10 protein-coding genes and 1 tRNA gene are annotated in these 17,523 nt (G+C 68.2%); 8 read left to right on the top strand and 3 right to left on the bottom strand.

What is annotated here, in order from left to right; translation table 11 throughout:
* Nucleotides 1-160: 160 nt before the first annotated feature.
* The 3 genes from VGJ96_08795 to VGJ96_08785 are packed head-to-tail and all read left to right on the top strand — an operon-like array spanning nt 161 to nt 5,768.
* Nucleotides 161-1,558 (top strand): TolC family protein, encoded by a 1,398-nt coding sequence (locus VGJ96_08795; protein HEY3287203.1) that lies wholly within the window; start codon nt 161-163, stop codon nt 1,556-1,558.
* On the top strand, nt 1,555-2,694 hold the full coding sequence (locus VGJ96_08790; GenBank protein ID HEY3287202.1) for an efflux RND transporter periplasmic adaptor subunit: 1,140 nt from the start codon (nt 1,555-1,557) through the stop codon (nt 2,692-2,694). Before VGJ96_08795 ends, VGJ96_08790 begins: the two co-directional genes overlap by 4 nt.
* On the top strand, nt 2,691-5,768 hold the full coding sequence (locus VGJ96_08785; protein HEY3287201.1) for an efflux RND transporter permease subunit: 3,078 nt from the start codon (nt 2,691-2,693) through the stop codon (nt 5,766-5,768). The genes VGJ96_08790 and VGJ96_08785 overlap by 4 nt, the downstream gene beginning before the upstream one ends.
* 76 nt (nt 5,769-5,844) lie before the next feature.
* Here VGJ96_08785 and VGJ96_08780 read toward each other — a convergent pair whose 3' ends face one another.
* Nucleotides 5,845-6,879, bottom strand: coding sequence for a glycosyl hydrolase family 18 protein (locus VGJ96_08780; GenBank protein ID HEY3287200.1), 1,035 nt, complete (start codon nt 6,877-6,879; stop codon nt 5,845-5,847).
* Between the two features lie 137 nt (nt 6,880-7,016).
* On the opposite strand from VGJ96_08780, the gene VGJ96_08775 reads away from it, so the two are divergent.
* The gene (locus VGJ96_08775; GenBank protein HEY3287199.1) at nt 7,017-8,165 is read left to right on the top strand and encodes a response regulator; all 1,149 of its coding nucleotides are present in this window, start codon (nt 7,017-7,019) and stop codon (nt 8,163-8,165) included.
* 132 nt (nt 8,166-8,297) lie between these two features.
* The gene (locus VGJ96_08770; GenBank protein HEY3287198.1) at nt 8,298-9,602 is read left to right on the top strand and encodes a hypothetical protein; all 1,305 of its coding nucleotides are present in this window, start codon (nt 8,298-8,300) and stop codon (nt 9,600-9,602) included.
* Between the two features lie 84 nt (nt 9,603-9,686).
* Here the strand turns inward: VGJ96_08770 and VGJ96_08765 are convergent, their stop codons facing one another.
* Complete coding sequence (locus VGJ96_08765) at nt 9,687-12,950, bottom strand: carboxypeptidase regulatory-like domain-containing protein (GenBank protein HEY3287197.1); 3,264 nt, start codon at nt 12,948-12,950, stop codon at nt 9,687-9,689.
* A 200-nt stretch (nt 12,951-13,150) separates the two neighbouring features.
* Between VGJ96_08765 and VGJ96_08760 the strand changes: the two genes are divergently transcribed.
* Nucleotides 13,151-13,224 (top strand) — tRNA-Pro (locus VGJ96_08760).
* An 86-nt stretch (nt 13,225-13,310) separates the two neighbouring features.
* Here VGJ96_08760 and VGJ96_08755 read toward each other — a convergent pair.
* Nucleotides 13,311-14,924 (bottom strand): MDR family MFS transporter, encoded by a 1,614-nt coding sequence (locus VGJ96_08755; GenBank protein HEY3287196.1) that lies wholly within the window; start codon nt 14,922-14,924, stop codon nt 13,311-13,313.
* Nucleotides 14,925-15,085: 161 nt separating this feature from the next.
* On the opposite strand from VGJ96_08755, the gene VGJ96_08750 reads away from it, so the two are divergent.
* Nucleotides 15,086-16,435: a cytochrome ubiquinol oxidase subunit I gene (locus tag VGJ96_08750; protein HEY3287195.1), complete on the top strand. Its 1,350-nt coding sequence runs from the start codon at nt 15,086-15,088 to the stop codon at nt 16,433-16,435.
* 3 nt (nt 16,436-16,438) lie between these two features.
* The gene (gene cydB / locus VGJ96_08745) at nt 16,439-17,485 is read left to right on the top strand and encodes a cytochrome d ubiquinol oxidase subunit II (protein ID HEY3287194.1); all 1,047 of its coding nucleotides are present in this window, start codon (nt 16,439-16,441) and stop codon (nt 17,483-17,485) included.
* Nucleotides 17,486-17,523: the final 38 nt, after the last annotated feature.

The raw sequence follows: 17,523 nt of genomic DNA, 5'->3' as shown, positions 1-17,523 counted from the left end.
ATCCCAAACCCTCACGCGGCTGGCGGGCGCCCCTGGCTCCCCCGGGCGCCCAGGCCCTCCACTCGCTGCGATGCCCGTCTCGCGTTCCCCCCTCGCGCTGGCGTTACTGCTGGCGGTTGCCGTTCCGGCGTGTACGCCGCCATCGCACGTCGGTGGGCATGTGGCGACCGCTCCGACGCCGCGCGAGGGGTGGCCCACCAGCCGACGCGCCGGCGCTCCGTTCGACTCGGCCGCGATTCGGTTGGCGCGGCGGGGGGCCGTCATCCCCGATTCAGCCGCGTCACGCCTGCAGGCGCTTACCCTGGCCGATGTCATCGACGTCGCGCTCGGCAACAACCCGCAGACGCGCATCACGTGGGCCCAGTCGCGCGCGGCTGCGTCGGCGTATGCGAGCGCGCGCGGCCGGTGGGTGCCGACGCTGCAGGCCGACGCCAATGGCGGGCCATCGCGCGCCATCTCATCGAATCCGGCGCGGGTGCCGGGCGACCGCACCACGGTCTCCACCACCATCTCGCTGCAATACCTGCTCTTCGACTTTGGCGCCCGCGGCGGCGTGATGTCGGCGGCGCGCGAGGCGATGTTCGCGGCCGACCTGACGCACAATGGTGCGGTGCAATCGGTGGTGCTCCAGTCGGAATCTGCGTACTTCACGTATCAGGCCGCCCGCGGGCTGGTGGATGCGTCGCGGCAGACCGTGGCGACGGCGACGACCAACCTGGCGGCTGCCGAACGCCGGCACGACGTGGGCTTGGCCACCATCGCCGACGTGCTGCAGGCGCGCACCGCGCTGGCGCAGTCGCGCCTGGCGTCGCAGACCGCGGAGGGGAACCTGCAGGCCGCACGCGCCCAACTGGCGCTCGCGCTCGGCCTGCCCGCCAACGCCGCGTTCGACGTCGTCAGCGACACGGGGGCGACCCCGGTGGCCGCGCTCGCCGAGAACGTGGACTCGCTCATCGCGCGCGCCATGCGCGAGCGTCCGGATGTGATGGCGTCGCGTGCCACCGCGCGACAGAGCGCGCAGCAGGTGCGCGTGGCCCGCTCGGCGATGCTTCCCAGCGTCACGATGGGGGCGAATCGCGGCCAGGCCTTCTCCAACGCGAACGTGCTCGATGGCACGACGTACGCGCTGACCTTCGGCCTGTCGGTGCCGCTCTTCTACGGGCTGTCGCGCGCCTCCGACGTGGCGACGGCGCGGGAGAATGCGGCCGTGGCGGCCGCCCGCGCGGACCAGGCGCAGCTCAACGCCGCGGCGCAGGTGTGGACGTCGTACTGGGCGCTGCAGACCGTCACGCAGCGCGTGGCCACGGCGCGCGAACTGTTGACGAGTGCGACGCGCTCCGAAGAAGTGGCGCGCGGCCGCTATGCCGAGGGAGTGGGCAGCATTCTCGACCTGCTCACGGCGCAGAACGCGCTGGCCGACGCCCGGGCCCAGTCGATTCAGAGCCGCTGGACATGGTTTGCCGCGCTCGCGCAGCTGGCGCGCGACGCGGGCGTGCTCGGGACGCATGGCGAGCCGAACCTGACTCTCACACCCGGCACACCGGGGAAGCCTCGATGAAGAACGCGCGTGTCCTGTTCCTGATGGTCCCCGTGGTCGGCCTCGCCTGCGGCAAGCCGGCCGCGCCGCCGAAGCCGCCGATCCCCGTCACCGTCGCGATGGCGACGCGAGGCGATGCACCGTACCTGGTGCGAGCCAACGGGCTCGTCGAACCCGTGCAGTCGGTGGCGGTGCAGAGCCAGGTGGGCGGCGTGCTGCGTGAAGTGCGCTTCCGCGAGGGCGATGAGGTGGCCGCGGGGGAGGTGCTGTTCGAGATCGATCCGGTGCCGTATCGCGCGGCCGCGCAGCAGGCGCGCGCGGTGCTGGCGCGCGACAAGGCGCAGTATGACGCCGCCGTGCGCGACGCCGAGCGGTACGAGGCGCTGGCCCAGCGCGACTACGTGACGCGCTCGCAGGCCGATCAGGCCGCAGCCAACGCGGCGGCGCTCAAGGCGGTGGTGGATGCCGACAAGGCGAACGTCGAGAACGCGCAGTTCAACCTGGACAACGCGACCATCAAGGCCCCGGTCAGCGGCAAGACGGGGAGCGTGCTGGTGCGGCAGGGGAACCTGGTGCGGCCCAACGCGACGACGCCGCTCGTGGTGATCAACCAGATCCACCCCATCCTCGTCCGCTTCTCGGTGCCACAGCGTGAACTGGCGCTGGTGCAGAAGCACTCGCAGGCGCAGGCGCTCCAGGCCACGGCCTATCCGGGGCGGGGGAGCGGCGCGCCGGTGCCGGGCACGCTGAGCTTCGTGGACAACGGCGTGGACACGACCACGGGGACGGTGACGCTGAAGGCGCGGTTCGCCAATGCCGAGAATCAGCTCTGGCCCGGGCAGTTCGTGGCGGTGCAGCTCGAGATCTTCCGGGAGTCCAACGCCGTGCTCGTGCCGACGCCCGCGGTGCAGACGGGCCAGGACGGCCTGTTCGTCTTCATCGTGGACAAGGCCGGCACCGCGCAGGTGGCGCCGGTGACGGCGGGGCGCGCGGTCGGCGACCTGACGGTCATCGAGAAGGGACTGACGGGGGGCGAACAGGTGGTGGTGGACGGGCAATCGCGCCTGACGGTCGGGGCAAAGGTCGAGGTGCGGAGCGCGCCGACGGGCGCCGGATCGCCACGCCAGCCCGCCGCGGCGCGCGCACCGACGCCATGAATTTCACGGCGCTCTTCATCAGGCGGCCGGTCACGACCACGCTGCTCGCGGTGGCCGTGCTCGTCTTCGGTGGGCTGGCGTATCGGCTGCTGAGTGTCAGCGACCTGCCCGCGGTGGATTATCCGACCATCACGGTGAGCGCGTCGTTGCCGGGGGCGAGCCCGGAGACGATGGCCTCCGCCGTGGCGACGCCGCTGGAGAAGCAGTTCACGACGATCGCCGGCGTCGACAACATGACGTCGACGAGCGCGCTCGGCGGCACGACCATCACGCTGCAGTTCTCCCTCGCGCGCAACATCGACGCCGCCGCGCAGGACGTGCAGTCGGCCATCAGCAAGACGCTGCGCGAGCTGCCGCCGGGCATCATCCCGCCGTCGCTGACCAAGTCGAACCCGGCCGACCAGCCGATCCTGTACCTCAGCTTCCGTTCGAAGACGATGCCGCTGTCGGCGCTCGACGAGCTGGTGCAGCAGGTGGTGGCGCAGCGGCTGAGCACGGTGAATGGCGTGGCGCAGGTGAGCGTGCTCGGCACGCAGAAGTACGCGGCGCGCGTGCAGGTGGATCCCCGCGCCCTCGCGAGCCGCGGCATCGGCATCGACGAAGTGGCCGCGGCGGTGTCGCAGCAGAACGTGAACCTGCCCACCGGTGTCCTCTGGGGGCCGCAAAAGGCGTACACGGTCAGCGCCAACGGTCAGCTGGTAAATGCGGCGCAGTTCCAGGAGGTGATCGTCGCCTATCGCAATGGCGCGCCGGTGCGGCTCAAGGACCTGGGACAGGTGGTGGACGGCGTGCAGAACCTGCGCATCGCCGGCTGGTACAAGGACACGCGCGCCATCTCGCTGTCGGTGCAGAAGCAGCCCGGCACGAACACCGTCGAAGTGGCCGACGCGGTGAAGGCCATCCTGCCGACGCTGCGCGCGCAGCTCCTCGCGGCGGTGGAGTTCGAGATCTTCATGGACCGCTCGGCGAGCATTCGCGAGTCGGTGCACGACGTGAAGGTCACGCTGGGCCTCACGATCTTCCTCGTCGTGCTGGTGATCTTCCTGTTCCTGCGGAACACCTCGGCGACGATGATCCCCAGCGTCGCCGTGCCGATGGCGCTGGTGGGGACGTTCGCGGTGATGTACGCGCTGGACTTCAGCCTCGACAACCTGTCGCTGATGGCGCTGACGCTGGCCGTGGCGTTCGTCGTGGACGACGCCATCGTGATGCTCGAGAACATCGTGCGTCACATGGAGATGGGAAAGAAGCCGCTGCAGGCGGCGCTCGACGGCGCGTCGGAGATCGGCTTCACGATTCTCTCGATGACCATCTCGCTGGTGGCCGTCTTCATCCCGCTCCTGTTCATGGGCGGGATCGTGGGGCGGCTCTTCCGCGAGTTCGCGGTGACCATCACCGCGGCCATTCTCGTGTCGGGCGCGGTCTCGCTGACGCTCACGCCGATGCTCGCGTCGCGCTTCCTGAACGAGGCGCGCATCCACGGCACCCACAACTGGCTGCTCGACCGCTTCGAGGCGGCGTACCAGTGGGCGTACCGGACCTACGCGCGCACGCTCACCTGGGTGATGGCGCACCGCCCGGTGGCGCTGGTGGCCAGCGCGTCGGCGCTGGTGCTGACGGCCGTCGCGTACCAGATGGTGCCCAAGGGCTTCTTCCCCTCGGAAGACCAGAACCGGCTCTCGGCGAGCACCGAGGCGGCGCAGGGGACGAGCTTCGAGGAGATGGTGCGGCACCAGAAGGCGGTGGTGGCCATCGCGCTGCAGGATCCCAACGTGGATGCCCTCATCTCGAACGTTGGCACGGGGCAGGGTGGCACGTCGGGCACGGCGAACCAGGGGCGCTTCACGATGCGCCTCAAGCCGCGCGAGCAGCGCTCCAAGTCGGCGGACGAGATCATCCCCGAGCTCACGAAGAAGCTGCGCGTCGTTCCCGGCATCGCGGTGTACGTGCGCAACGACCCCGTCATCCAGATCGGCGGGCGCACGTCGAAGGGGTTGTACCAGTACACGATGAGCGGCGCCGACCTTCCCGTGCTCTACAGCGCGGCGCAGACGGCGGAGAAGGCGCTCAAGGAGCTGCCGCAGATCACCGACGTCACCACCGACCTGCAGATCGCCAATCCGCAGGCGTCGGTGGAACTTGACCGCGATCGCGCCGCGCTGTATGGCGTGACGCCCGAGCAGATCGAGCAGGCGCTGTACAACGCGTATGGCTCGCGACAGGTGAGCAGCATCTACACGGCCAACAACCAGTACTGGGTGATCCTCGAGCTGCTCCCGGAGTTCCAGAGCGACCTGTCCGCGCTCGACATGCTGTACGTGCGGGCCAAGACGGGCAAGCTCGTGCCGCTCTCGTCGGTGACGCGCGTCGAACGCACGCTGGGGCCGATGCTCGTGAACCACACCGCACAGCAGCCCAGCGTGACGCTGTCGTTCAACCTGCGCCCGGGATACGCGCTCGGCGATGCCGTCACCGCCATTGAGAAGGCGGCGCGCGGCGCGCTCCCCGAAGGCGTGTCGACCGGCTTCTACGGGGCGGCGCAGGTCTTTCAGCAGACGCAGCAGGGACTGCTGGCGCTGTTCGTGATCGCCATCTTCGTGATCTACGTGGTGCTCGGCGTGCTGTACGAGAGCTTCATCCACCCGCTCACGATCCTCAGCGGCATTCCGTTTGCGGCCTTCGGCGCGCTGATCACGCTGGTGCTGACGCGCACGGAACTGACGGTCTACGCGTGGGTGGGCATCATCATGCTGATAGGCCTCGTGAAGAAGAACGCCATCATGATGATCGACTTTGCGACGGAGACGGAAAAGAAGAAGGGAACGCCGGCCTTCGACGCGATCTACGAGGCGTGCCTGGTGCGTTTCCGCCCGATCATGATGACCACGGGCGCGGCGCTGGTGGGCACGCTGCCCATCGCGCTCGGTGCCGGCGCGGGCGCCGAGTCACGGCGGCCGCTGGGCATCGCGGTGGTGGGCGGACTCGCCTTCTCGCAGCTGATCACGCTCTATGTGACGCCAGTCATCTACACGTACTTCGACGACGTGATGAAGCGGAGAAGGGCGAGGGGGTAGGTGCAGGGGCACGGTCCAGAGTGTGGTGCAGGGGCACGGTGCAGGGTGTGGTGCAAGGTACAGGGGCGTCCCTCGTCTACCGCGCCACGTTGCCCACGACGCCCCACACCTTGGGATCCTCGGTTCCCAAGAGCCAGACGGAGTAGCCGCGCAGATGGTGCTTCCGCACCAGGGCGAGCTTGTCCTTGAAGGCGCGGGCATCCTCGATCCAGGCGTGCTCGAAGACGCCGTGATCCTCCCACATCGCCACCCAGGCGCGCTGGCGCTTGTCCCACCGCGGCGTCGCCCTGGCCTGCTGGATGATGCGCATCAGCTCGGGGTACGCGATGTCGCGCGCCTGCGTTCGCGATCCGGTGCGCCAGTCGTACGCCGAGGTCCAGTAGTCGGAGTACGAGGCGAGGCCGAGCGAGATCTTTGACGGCGGCACGCCGGCGGCGAGGACGTAGTCGAGTGAGGCCACCATCCACTCGTAGCCGGCGACGGGACCGGGGGTCGAGCCCCCCGTGTGCTGCGCGTACGTCATGTACGAGATGAAGTCGAGCGTGTCGGCCAGCGCCTTGTAGTCGTACGCGCCGCGCCAGTAGTCGTACATCCACTGGTGATAGGGGCGCGTGCCGCGGTCGTCGTCGGTGCGCGGGACCACCGCGGCCGAAAGTTCGCAGCCCGCCCGGTGCACCGAGTCCACCGCCTCGCGGACGAAGGCGGTGAAGGCGTCGCGGTCGCGCACGTACAGATTCTCGAAATCGAGCTGGATGCCGTGCAGCTTCTCGGCGCGACAGAGGGCGGCGAGGCTGCGCGCCGCATTGGTGCGCACGGCGGGGACGGTCACGATCTGGTGCAGGATGGTGACGCTGAAGCCCGGGTTCATTACGAGCGGCACGAGCTTGACGCCATGGTCGCGCGCGATGGCGACGATGCGCGGATCGGTGCCGCCGCGGATGGCGCCGGTGCTGTCCATGCCGTACACCTGCGGCGCGATGACGCTGATGCGATGGGCATTGGCGGCGAAGGCAGCGATGCCCTCGTCGCTGTTGCGCACGTACCAGAGCGCGTCGGGGGCCTGGGCGGTGGCCACGCGCGCGGCGAGGAGGAGAAGGGTGACGAGTCGCATGCCCGAAACTACACGTCGCCCGTGTTTGCTGCCTCTGGCGCGGGCATCGCCGCGCACCGTCCGGCACACGTTGTCCGACTGGACAAAGCGGCGCGCCGGGGGAGAGATTCAACCGGATTCCCGTACCGGTGCCTCGCATGAGTGGACTGCATATCCTCCTGGTTGACGACCACGACTTCACGCGCTCGCTGCACAAGCGGGTCCTCGCGGAACTCGGGGCGGCCACGGTGTCGGAGGCGCGCGATGGCACGGAAGCGCTGGAGATGGCGCGCGCCCATCGCCCGGACATCGTGGTGAGCGACCTGTACATGCCCGGCATGGACGGGATGACGTTCATCAGTCACCTCGCGCAGGAGAAGCTGGCCGATTCCGTGATCATCGCGTCGGGGCTCGCGCCGGGCGTGCTCAAGGCCGTGGAGGCGATGGCGGTGGCGAGCGGGTTGCGCGTACTCGGTGCGATCGAGAAGCCGCTGCGCAAGGATGCGCTGGCGAGCATGCTCTTCCTCCACGACCATCCGGCGGAGGCCGCGGGCGCCGCGGGCTCGACGGGGCTCGATTCGGCGGCGGTGGAGCGGGCCGTGGAACTCGGGCAGTTCAGGGCGTGGTACAGCCCGGTGCTCGACGTGACGCACATGCGTAACATCTCGGCCGACGTGGTGCCGCGCTGGGAGTCGCCGCAGCGCGGCGTGCTGTCGGGCGATGAGGAGCTGGCGGGCGTCTTCGACCTACCCTGCGCCCCGGCGGTGATGCGCGCGCTGGTGAGCGCCGCGCTGAATGCCGGCGGTCTCTGGACGCAGATGGGATGGTCCGGGGTGATCACGATGCCCGCCGGACTCGCGATGATCCGGGAGTCGGATTTCTGGGACTGGATGGCGGGGACGGTGAAGGATCACGGAGCCAACGGCACCGTGGCGCTGGCGGTGGACGGCGAGATGTTCGCGCGAGACATGGCGCGCGGCGCGTTCGCGGTGGCGCGCGCAATGATGGACGGCTACTACCTCATCGCGCGCGTGCGTTCGCCGTCCGAACTCGACGCGCTGCGTTCGCTGGCCGCCTGCAACGTGGTGACCTGCCCGGTGGCGTGGCTGCACGACGACAAGGCCGCGATGAAGAAGGTGTACGATTTCGCGTCACGGATGGGGGCGGAGATCGGGGTCTGCGACGTCGATGATGCCGCGATCCTGGGCAAGCTGGCCGCCGCCGGTGTGCGTCGGGCGCAGGGCTTCGCCGTCGGCCGCCCGGCGTCGGCGGCGGAGACGTACGACACGCACCTCTCGCACCGCTGAGGGGCCGGCCGGCGCGCGCCGGCCGGTCAGCATCTGGCGGCACGAGCCCGTAGATCAGGTACACGACTCCGGCATTTCCCGCGCGCGACGAGCGTTCGCGCCGGGTGTGGGCTGGACCAGCACTGACGATCGATGAACTTCTGGATACCGGCGACGGCGCGACGATGCGCAGCGGGCGCCCTGCTCCTGGTCGGATTTGCCGCGCGGCCGCTGCTCGCGCAGCAGCCGCCGTCGCCGAACGGATTGGTGGCGGTCTACCTGGACTGCCGCACCCACTGCGATTTCAGCCTGATCCGCACGGAGATCACCTATGTGAACTGGGTGCGTGATCGCACGGTTGCCGACGTGCACGTGCTGGTCACGAGCACGCGGGCCGGGGCGGGAGGCGAGCAGTTCACCGCCGCATTCCTCGGCGCCCGCGCCTTCGCCGGGCGCGGCGATACGCTGACGTTCACCACGAACCCCACCTCCACCGGCGACGAAGTGCGGCGCGGGGTGACGCGGATGCTCGCGCTGGGGCTGGTGCGGTTCGTCGCGCACACGCCGAGTGGCCAGGCGCTGCGGGTGTCGCGCGCCGAGGGGCCGACGGCGAATGCCGCGCAGCTGCTGCCGGCGCTCGATCCGTGGAAAGCGTGGGTGTTCTCGGTCAGCCTCAGCGGGTCGACGGACGGCGAGCGTTCGTACAAGAGCCAGAACCTGAACTCGCACCTGTCCGCGCAACGCGTGACGGAGGAGTGGAAGACCAGTTTCAACTACGGCTATTCGTATCGCAACAACCGCGTCACGGTGCAGGAGTTCGACAGCACCGGCGCATTGTCGTCGGAAGAGACGTACACGAACCTGTTGCGCGACTGGTTTTCGGGGCTGACCCAGGTGAAGAGCATCACGGACCACTGGTCGCTCGGCGCGAGCCTGGAGATGGCGTCGCAGGTGTATCGCAACCAGGACCTGCGCGTGGAGGGGAACGCGGCGTTCGAGTACAACCTGTTCCCGTACAAGGAGGCGACGCGGCGCGAACTGGTGGTACGGTATGGTGTCGGGGCGGTGGGTTACTGGTACGCCGACACGACGATCTTCGACAGGGTGCGCGAGACGCTGCCGCGGCAGTCGCTCGAGATCGAGTACCGGACCCGGGAGCCGTGGGGGAGCGCGAGCGTCAGCGCGCAGCACCGCAACTTCCTGACGGACGCCAGCAAGCGGACCACCGAACTGAGCGCCGGGATGAGCGTGCGGCTGTTCAAGGGGTTCAGCGTGAACGTGAACGGCGGGTACGAGTGGATCCGCGACCAGGTGTACCTGCCCAAGGGGGAGCAGGACGCGGTGGACGTGCTGCTGCGCCGGCGCGCGCTGCTGAGCGGATTCCAGTACAACATGCGGCTGGGCGTGAGCTACACGTTTGGGTCGATCTACAACAACGTGGTGAATCCGCGGTTCTAGGCGGCGCACGCCCGCGGACTCGACCCGGACGAAACAGGCACCGCCGGCGGGCGGTGCCTGTTTCGCGATCGGGCCCGAGGTGGCCTAGTAGAACTTGTACCGCACGCTGAGCTGCATGCGATAGGTGTCATTCAGTCCGGCGTTGTACTGCAGCGACGACGTCATCAGCGACGTGCCGATGTTCCGCAGCCGGTACAGCAGCTGGCCGTTGGCGTCCATGCCGCGGGCGATGAGCGGCTGGCTGGAGACAAGCCGCTCGGAGACGCCCCATCCGTTGTTGATCAGGTGGCCGACGTTGAGGATGTCGAGTCGGACCTCGATGCTGTTCCCCTTGCCGACGATCTGCCGCGTGACTTCCTGGGCCACGCTGAAGTCGGCGCGCAGGAGCATCGGGAGGAAGACGGCGCCGCGCTCGGCGTACTCGCCGCGGTGCTTGCGCAGGTACGTGTCCTGCGAGATGTACGCCTCCCACGCCGCCTGTTGCTGCGCCACGGTGAAGGTGGTGCCGGAGGACGTGTACTGCTCGAAGTTCATCTCGCCGGCGTTGCGCGGGATGTAGATCAAGTCGTTCCCCTGCGCGCCGTCGCCATTGGCGTCGCCGGAGAAGGTGTAGCTCGCGTTCCCCTGCGTGACGCCCTCCATGAACAGCGAGGCGGACGTCGGGCCGATGGGGAGAAGCTGCTTCTTGTACGACAGCGCCAGAAAGTAGCGATGGCCCGGCGAGTACTGCGAGTACGACGCGGCGGCCTGATTGGGGTTGGCCGCAATGGCGTTGGCCGTCCAGTTGCCGGCCGCGATCGAGCTCGGGTCGTGCGTGTTCCGCGTGACGCCGTAGCTGTACGACGCCTTGGCGAACAGCCCGAAATCGAACGACTTCTCGGCGGATGCCGCCCAGTTCCAGGCGTAACCGTTGTTCTGGTTGCCGAGCACGTACGCCCCGGTCACGTTCGACTGCACGCGGTTGCCGAAATTGGCGGTGTTCCAGCGCGGCCGCTGGTCTGCCCCGGCGAAGGTGCCGGCGGGGGCGGGCAAGTTGGCGTTGGTGTAATACATGCCGTTCACGTCGCGGCTGTACATCGCCTCCAGGGTGCCGACGACGCCCCACGGGAGCTTGCGGTCGACGCCCACCGAGGTGCGCCAGACCTGCGGAAAGCGGAAGTCCGGCTCGGAGAAGTTGAGGGTGTACGACGACGCCGGCGTGCCCGAGACGGTCTTCGGCTTGTAGGTGGACGCGTCGGGATTGAAGGGGTAGGCCTTCGTGTTCACGACGTCGATGGCGCCCGTGAGAATGCCGTTGTTGCCGATCTGGTTCGACACCCACACGTAGGCGGGCTTGCCGGTGAACACGCCCGTGCCGCCGCGCACCTGCGTGACCTTGTCGCCCCGCACGTCCCAGTTGAAGCCGACGCGCGGCGACCAGAGGAAGGCGGCCTCGGGGAGCTGCTGCGTCTGGTACCGCGCGGCATTGCCGTCGCGGTCACGGAACGTGTATCCGTTGGCCTGGGTGTTGGTGTATGCCGTGGCGCCGAAGCTCGGGCGATCGAAGCGCAGGCCGAGCGTGACGTTGAGGTTGCGCGTCGGGCGCCAGCTGTCCTGCACGTAGCCGCTCCAGTAGTTCACGTCGAGCGGCTGCAGCGGTTCCACGAGCCCCGGGATGTTCACGTACTGCACCTGAAAGCGGTTCAGCGTGACCGGCGAGACGGTGCGGTTCTTGTTGGCGAGGTAGTCGTTGGCGTCGGTGTAGAAGTCGGCCAGCGAGTTGTAGATGTAGACGCTGTTGGCGCCCTGGTAGAAGACGTTGTCGGAGTGATACTTCTCGTACGCCACGCCAAGCGTAAGGTCATGCTTGCCCACGAAGTACGAGACGTTGTCCTGCATCTGGAAGGTGCGATACCGGAGCTGGTTGCTCGGCGTGAACGGGTCCATGCCGAAGCTGATGTAGGTGGAGCCGTTCTGCAGGATGTCCACGGTGGGGAAGAAGGCCCCCTTGTAGCCGCGGCTTTCGTCGTTGGAGGTATAGCCCACCAGCAAGTCGTTGGAGAAATTCTCGCGGATCTGGGATGTGAGCTCGCCGACGGTGGAGTTGATGTCCTCGAGAATCAGATAGCCCGACGCCTGGTAGCTCATCGCCTGGGAGTTCGTCCGGCGATTGCCGAAGCCGAGCGAGCTCGAGTTCGAGATGAGCTGGTCGGATTTCGACGTGAGCGTGTTGTGCCGGAGGCTCAGCTTGTGCCGGTCGCTCAGGTTGTAGTCGAGCTTGACGAGGAAGCGGCGGGACGGCGTCTCGTTGTTGTAGCCCGCGTACGCCCCCGTTTCATAGTTGAGCTTGGTGGAGAGGAACGAGCTCAACGCCTGCAGGTCGCTTTCAAGAACGCGCGTGGTGTTGCCGGTGACCGTCTCGCCGCCCTTGTTGGGCAGGAAGGTGGTGCCCGGCGCGGTGCTCTTGTCATCCTCGAAGCTGGTAAAGAAGAAGAGCTTGTTCCTGATGATCGGGCCGGAAACCCAGGCGCCGGCCAGCGAATAGTCGAACGTGCCGGGGTTGAACTTCGCGCCCTGGATCTTGGTGCCGACGAGCCCCTCATTGCGCGTGACGTAGTAGGCGGAGCCCTTGAAGTCGTTGGTGCCGCTGCGGGTCACGGCGTTGACGCCGGCGCCGACGAAGTTGCCCTGGCGCACGTCGAAGGGGGCGATATTGACCTGGATCTGCTCCACCGCTTCCACCGGAATCGGGGCAACGTTGGTGCGTCCGCCCGGCTGGCCGGCGAGGCCGAAGGAGTTGTTGAAGTACGACCCGTCAATCGTGATGTTGTTGAACCGGTTGTCCATGCCGGCGAATGACGAGCCCGAAGCCTGCGGCGTGAGGCGCGTGAAGTCGGTAATGGTGCGCGAGATGGTGGGGAAGGCGGCGATCGCCTCGGTCCCCACCTTGGTGGCGGCGCCGGTGCGCGAGCCGCTGAAGGTGCCCACTTCGGCAGTCACCGAGACCGCGCCGAGGGTGACCGCGGCGGTGGTGAGGTTGAAGTCCACACGCGCCTGGACGCCCAGGTCGAGCATGATCCCTTCTTTGGCGCTCGGCGAGTAGCCGATGAGCCGGGCCGAGATCGTGTAGGGTCCGCCGACGCGCGCGGCCGGAATCACGTAGCGGCCGTCGGCGCGCGACTGCGCCACGTAGACCGTGCCCGAGCGCGTGTGGGTGGCGGTGATGCGCGCACCGGCGACTGGAGCGCCGCCCGTGGCGGTCACCGTGCCGGCGACGGAGGAGGTGGTGACTTGTGCGGTCGCTGTCACCGGCATCACCACGACTGCGGAGAGAGCCAACGCGGCGAGCGTCGAATGCGAAAGGTGCACGGGCGCTTCCTCGGGTGGAATAGGGGAGGGGCGGCGAAGCAGACAAGCTAGTACCTCTTCGTCGCGTCGGGAACGGGGCTCGCGATGCGCGGACCTGTCCGTGCCGGCCAGCGACGCGACTGGCCGATGTCGGTTTACACGGCATGGCACTCTGGCTATATTTTCAAGTCTGTCCGCAACCGTTCGTACCAAGCGGCGGACGGGACGTAGCGCAGTCCGGTAGCGCACCTGAATGGGGTTCAGGGGGTCGCGGGTTCAAATCCCGCCGTCCCGATTTGACGCACAACAGGCACGTGACGCGAACGGCACCTTCGACCTGAAGGTGCCGTTCGTCGCTCCAGCACGACGGCCCGCATCCTGTCACTCCACCGCGGCCTGCTGCGATTCCACCACCGACTCGGGATGATCGTCGTGGTCACTGTGCCGCAGCAGCAGCACCAGCGGGAGCGTGCAGGCCAGGGCGATGCCCGTCATCGCGAAGATGTGCTCGAAGGCGATGACCGCCCCTTGACGGGCCACGACGCCCGCGAGCGCCTGGACCGCCGCCGTCTTCGCGGTCACGGCGTCCATCCCGCGCGCGATGAAGGCGTGCGTCATTGCCGCCAATCGCTCGGCGACGTCCGGCCGGTACGCCGTCACGAACTCGCCAAGGTGTGACCGGGCCCGCACGCCGTGTTGCGTGAGCAGCGTGCCGTAGATGGCGAGCCCGGCGGAGCCGCCGAACTGGCGCACGACTGAGTTGAGCCCGGTGGCATCCGACAGCTGGACGCGCGGCACGTGACTGAGCGCGACCGTCGCGAGCGGGACGAAGAGACAGGAGAAGCCGACCCCCTGCAGCACCAGGACGCCGATGATGCCGCTCTGGCTGGTCTCCAGCGTGAACGATCCCATCTCCCAGCAGCCGAGCGACACGCAGATCAGGCCGAACGCCACGAGCACCCGCGGCGAGACGTGATTGTAGAGCTTCCCGACGATCGGCGTCACCACCATCATCACGAGCGCGCGCGGCAACAGCGCCATTCCCGACTTGAGCGCGGTGAACCCGAGCAGTTCCTGCATGAACAGGGGGAGCAGGAACATCCCCGCCATCAGGCTTGAGAACATCACCGCGGCGAGCAGTGTGGACGAGGTGAAGACGGGATGCTTGAACAGGCGCAGGTTGACGGCCGGCGTCGGGGCGCGCAGTTCCGTCACCACGAACCCGACCAGCGAAATGACGGCGAGCGCGGTCAGGCCCGCGATGCGCGGCGACTCGAACCAGTCGTTGCGGTTCCCCTGTTCGAGCACGTACTGCAGCGCGGCGAGCCCGGCGCTCAGCAGCAGGATGCCGAGCCAGTCGAAATCGCGCTTGATGCGCTCGGCGTGCGCCGCGTTGGCCGCGCGAATGTCGGCCGGCTCGTGCACGAAGCGACTGCTCATCGCGATGCCCACCAGCCCGACGGGCAGGTTGATGTAGAAGATCCAGGGCCAGGACCAGTTGTCCACGATCCATCCGCCCAGCGTGGGTCCGACCGCGGGGCCGAAGGTGATGACCATCCCGACGACGGCCATCGCCATCCCCTGTTCCCGCTTCGGGAAGGTCTGGCGGAGGATGGCCATCTGACTGGGCATCAGCGCCCCCGCGCCAAGGCCCTGCAGGGAGCGCGCAATCACGAGTTGCGGCAGGGAGCGCGCGATGCCGCACAGCGCCGATCCGGCGATGAAGACCCCCAGGCACGCCAGGTAGACGCGCTTCTGGCCGAGGATGCGGCCGAGGAAGGCGGTGAGCGGCATGATGACGACCATGGCGATCGCGAAGGAGGTCGCGAGCGAGGTCATCTGGTCAATGGACGCGCCGATCTCGCCGCGAATCTGGGGAAGCGCCACGTTCACGATGGACGCATCGATCGTCGCCATCATCGCGCCCACGCTGACCGACGCGGCGACGAGCCACTTGCGGTCAATGTTGCCTGGCGTGCGGACGGGCGAAATCAACCAACTCTCCAAAGTGAGATCGTTCCTAATTCTGGCGCCGCGGGTGAGCAGGCGCGACCGCGCGCACCCGTGGTGCGGGGCGTCCCCCATCGCGGGTCGTGCACGGCGCGCTATGTTCAGGCAGGGCGACGACGGGCCCCATCACGCAACCGGACCGATCGATGAGTGATCCGCTCTTCTGGCACCGCCTGCAGTTCGGCTTCACGATCACGTACCACTACCTGTTCCCGCAGCTCACCATGGGGCTCGCGCTCCTCATCGTGATCCTGAAGGGCGTGGCCCTGCGCACGGGGCACGCGGCGTGGGACGACGCGGCGCGATTCTGGATCCGCATCTTCGGGCTGTCCTTCGCGATGGGCGTGGTCACGGGGATCCCGATGGAATTCCAGTTCGGCACGAACTGGGCGGCGTTCGCGGCCCGCACGGGCGGCGTCATCGGGCAGACGCTCGCGATGGAAGGGATCTTTGCCTTCTTCCTCGAGTCGAGCGTCCTCGCGCTGCTCATCTTCGGCGAGCGCCGGCTGGGCCCGCGCCTGCACTTCGCGGCCGCCATCGCGCTCTTCATCGGCAGCTGGTCTTCGGCGTGGTTCATCATCGCCACCAACGCATTCATGCAGTACCCGGTGGGCTACGATGTGGCCCCCGATGGCACCCTGCAGATCGCGCATCTCACCGAGATGCTGCTGAGCCCGTGGACGGTCACCCAGTTCTTCCACAACCAGATGGCGTCGGTGGTGACCGGCGCCTTCGTGATGACGGCCGTCGGCGCGTACTGGACGCTGCGCGGGGAGCATCCGGCCACGGCGCGCATTTCCCTGCGCACGGGAATCCCGGCGGCGCTGGTAGCCGCACAGTTGGTGGCATTCCCGACCGGTCATATGCAGGGCCGGCTCGTCGCCGCGCATCAGCCGGTGGCGCTGGCGGCGATGGAGGGACGCTTCGAGAGTGGGCCGCGCGCGCCGCTGGCGATGATCGGCCAGCCCAACGTGGCAGAGCGCAAGCTCGACAACCCGGTGGTGCTGCCGGCGCTGCTGTCGTGGATTGCCTACGGCGACTTCTCGGCGAACGTGCGCGGCCTTTCCGATTTTCCCGAGTCGGACTGGCCCACCAGCATAGAGCTGCTCTACTACGCCTTCCACATCATGGTGGGGCTGGGGACGATCTTCATTCCGCTGATGGCCCTCGGCGCCTTCCTGCTCTGGCGCGGTCGGCTCGAGTCATCGCGCTGGGCGCTCTGGCCGCTGGCGCTGGCCTTCCCGTTTCCCTTCATCGCCACCACCGCAGGGTGGATGACGGCCGAACTCGGCCGCCAGCCCTGGCTCGTCTACGGCTTGATGCGCACGGCGGACGGCGGGTCGCCGACGGTGCACGCGGGAGAGACGCTCTTCAGCACGCTCGGCTTTGCGGGGCTGTACTTCGTGCTCGGCGTGCTCTTTCTCGGGCTGGTGGCCCGCGAAGTGTCGCACGGTCCCGGCGCCGGCCACGGCGCGACCGACGTCGCGGAGGGTTGAGCCATGCAGACACTCTGGTTCACGCTCGTCGCCCTGCTGCTCGCGCTCTACGTGGTGCTCGACGGTTTCGACTTCGGCGCGGGCGCACTGCACCTGCTGGTGGCGCGCGGCGATGACGAGCGCCGCCAGGTGCTGCGCGCCATCGGCCCCTTCTGGGACGGCAACGAAGTGTGGCTGCTCGCCGCCGGCGGCGCGCTGATGCTCGCCTTCCCGCGTGCGCTCGGCGCGGGATTGTCCGGATTCTATCTCGCGATCATGATGGTCCTGTGGGTGCTGATCCTGCGGGGCATCGCCATCGAGTTCCGGCCGCATCTCGAGGACGCGATGTGGCGCCAGTTCTGGGATGGGACGTTCGCCCTGGCCTCGACACTCGCGCCGGTGCTGCTGGGCGCGGCGCTGGGCAATGTGCTGCGCGGCGTGCCGCTGCAGGCGGACGGGTGGTTCTCGCTGCCGCTCTTCGCGTCCTTCTCGCCGCGGGGAACGCTGGGCATCCTCGACTGGTTCACGGTGCTGGCCGGGGTGTTCTCACTCGTGGCGCTCGCGCATCACGGCGCGCGATTCCTCGTGTGGCGCACCAGCGGACCGGTGCAGGAACGCAGCCGAGCGCTGGCGAGCCATCTCTATCCGGTGATGGTGCTGCTGTGGGGGGTGGCGACCGTCGTGACGATGTGGCTCCTCCCCGATCTCGGCGCGGCGCTTCGCGCGCGTCCGACCGCCTGGCTCGCCACGGCGGTCTTCATCGCAGGCCTGGCCGGCAGCGGATGGTACGCACGGCGCGGCCAAGACCTTTCGGCCTTTCTCGCGTCCGCGATGTTCCTCGTCGGACTGCTCGCCGCCACGGCGGTTTGCGTGTATCCAACGCTGATCCGGTCGGCTGGCGATCCCACTCGGTCGCTGACTGCCCTGAACGCGTCGTCCGGCGCGCATGCGCTGCAGACGGGACTCTGGTGGTGGCCGCTGGGATTCGTTTTGGCCGCGGGGTACGTGGCGCTGCTCTTCCGCCTGCACCGCGGCAAGGTGCGAGGCATCGACGAGGAAGCTGGCTACTGATAGACTTACGCGGTCCCGGGTACCTACCGCCGCCGCCC

Source organism: Gemmatimonadaceae bacterium, from assembly GCA_036504815.1.
Classification (GTDB): Bacteria; Gemmatimonadota; Gemmatimonadetes; order Gemmatimonadales; family Gemmatimonadaceae; genus PNKL01.
This window is presented reverse-complemented; position numbering and strand designations above follow the sequence as displayed.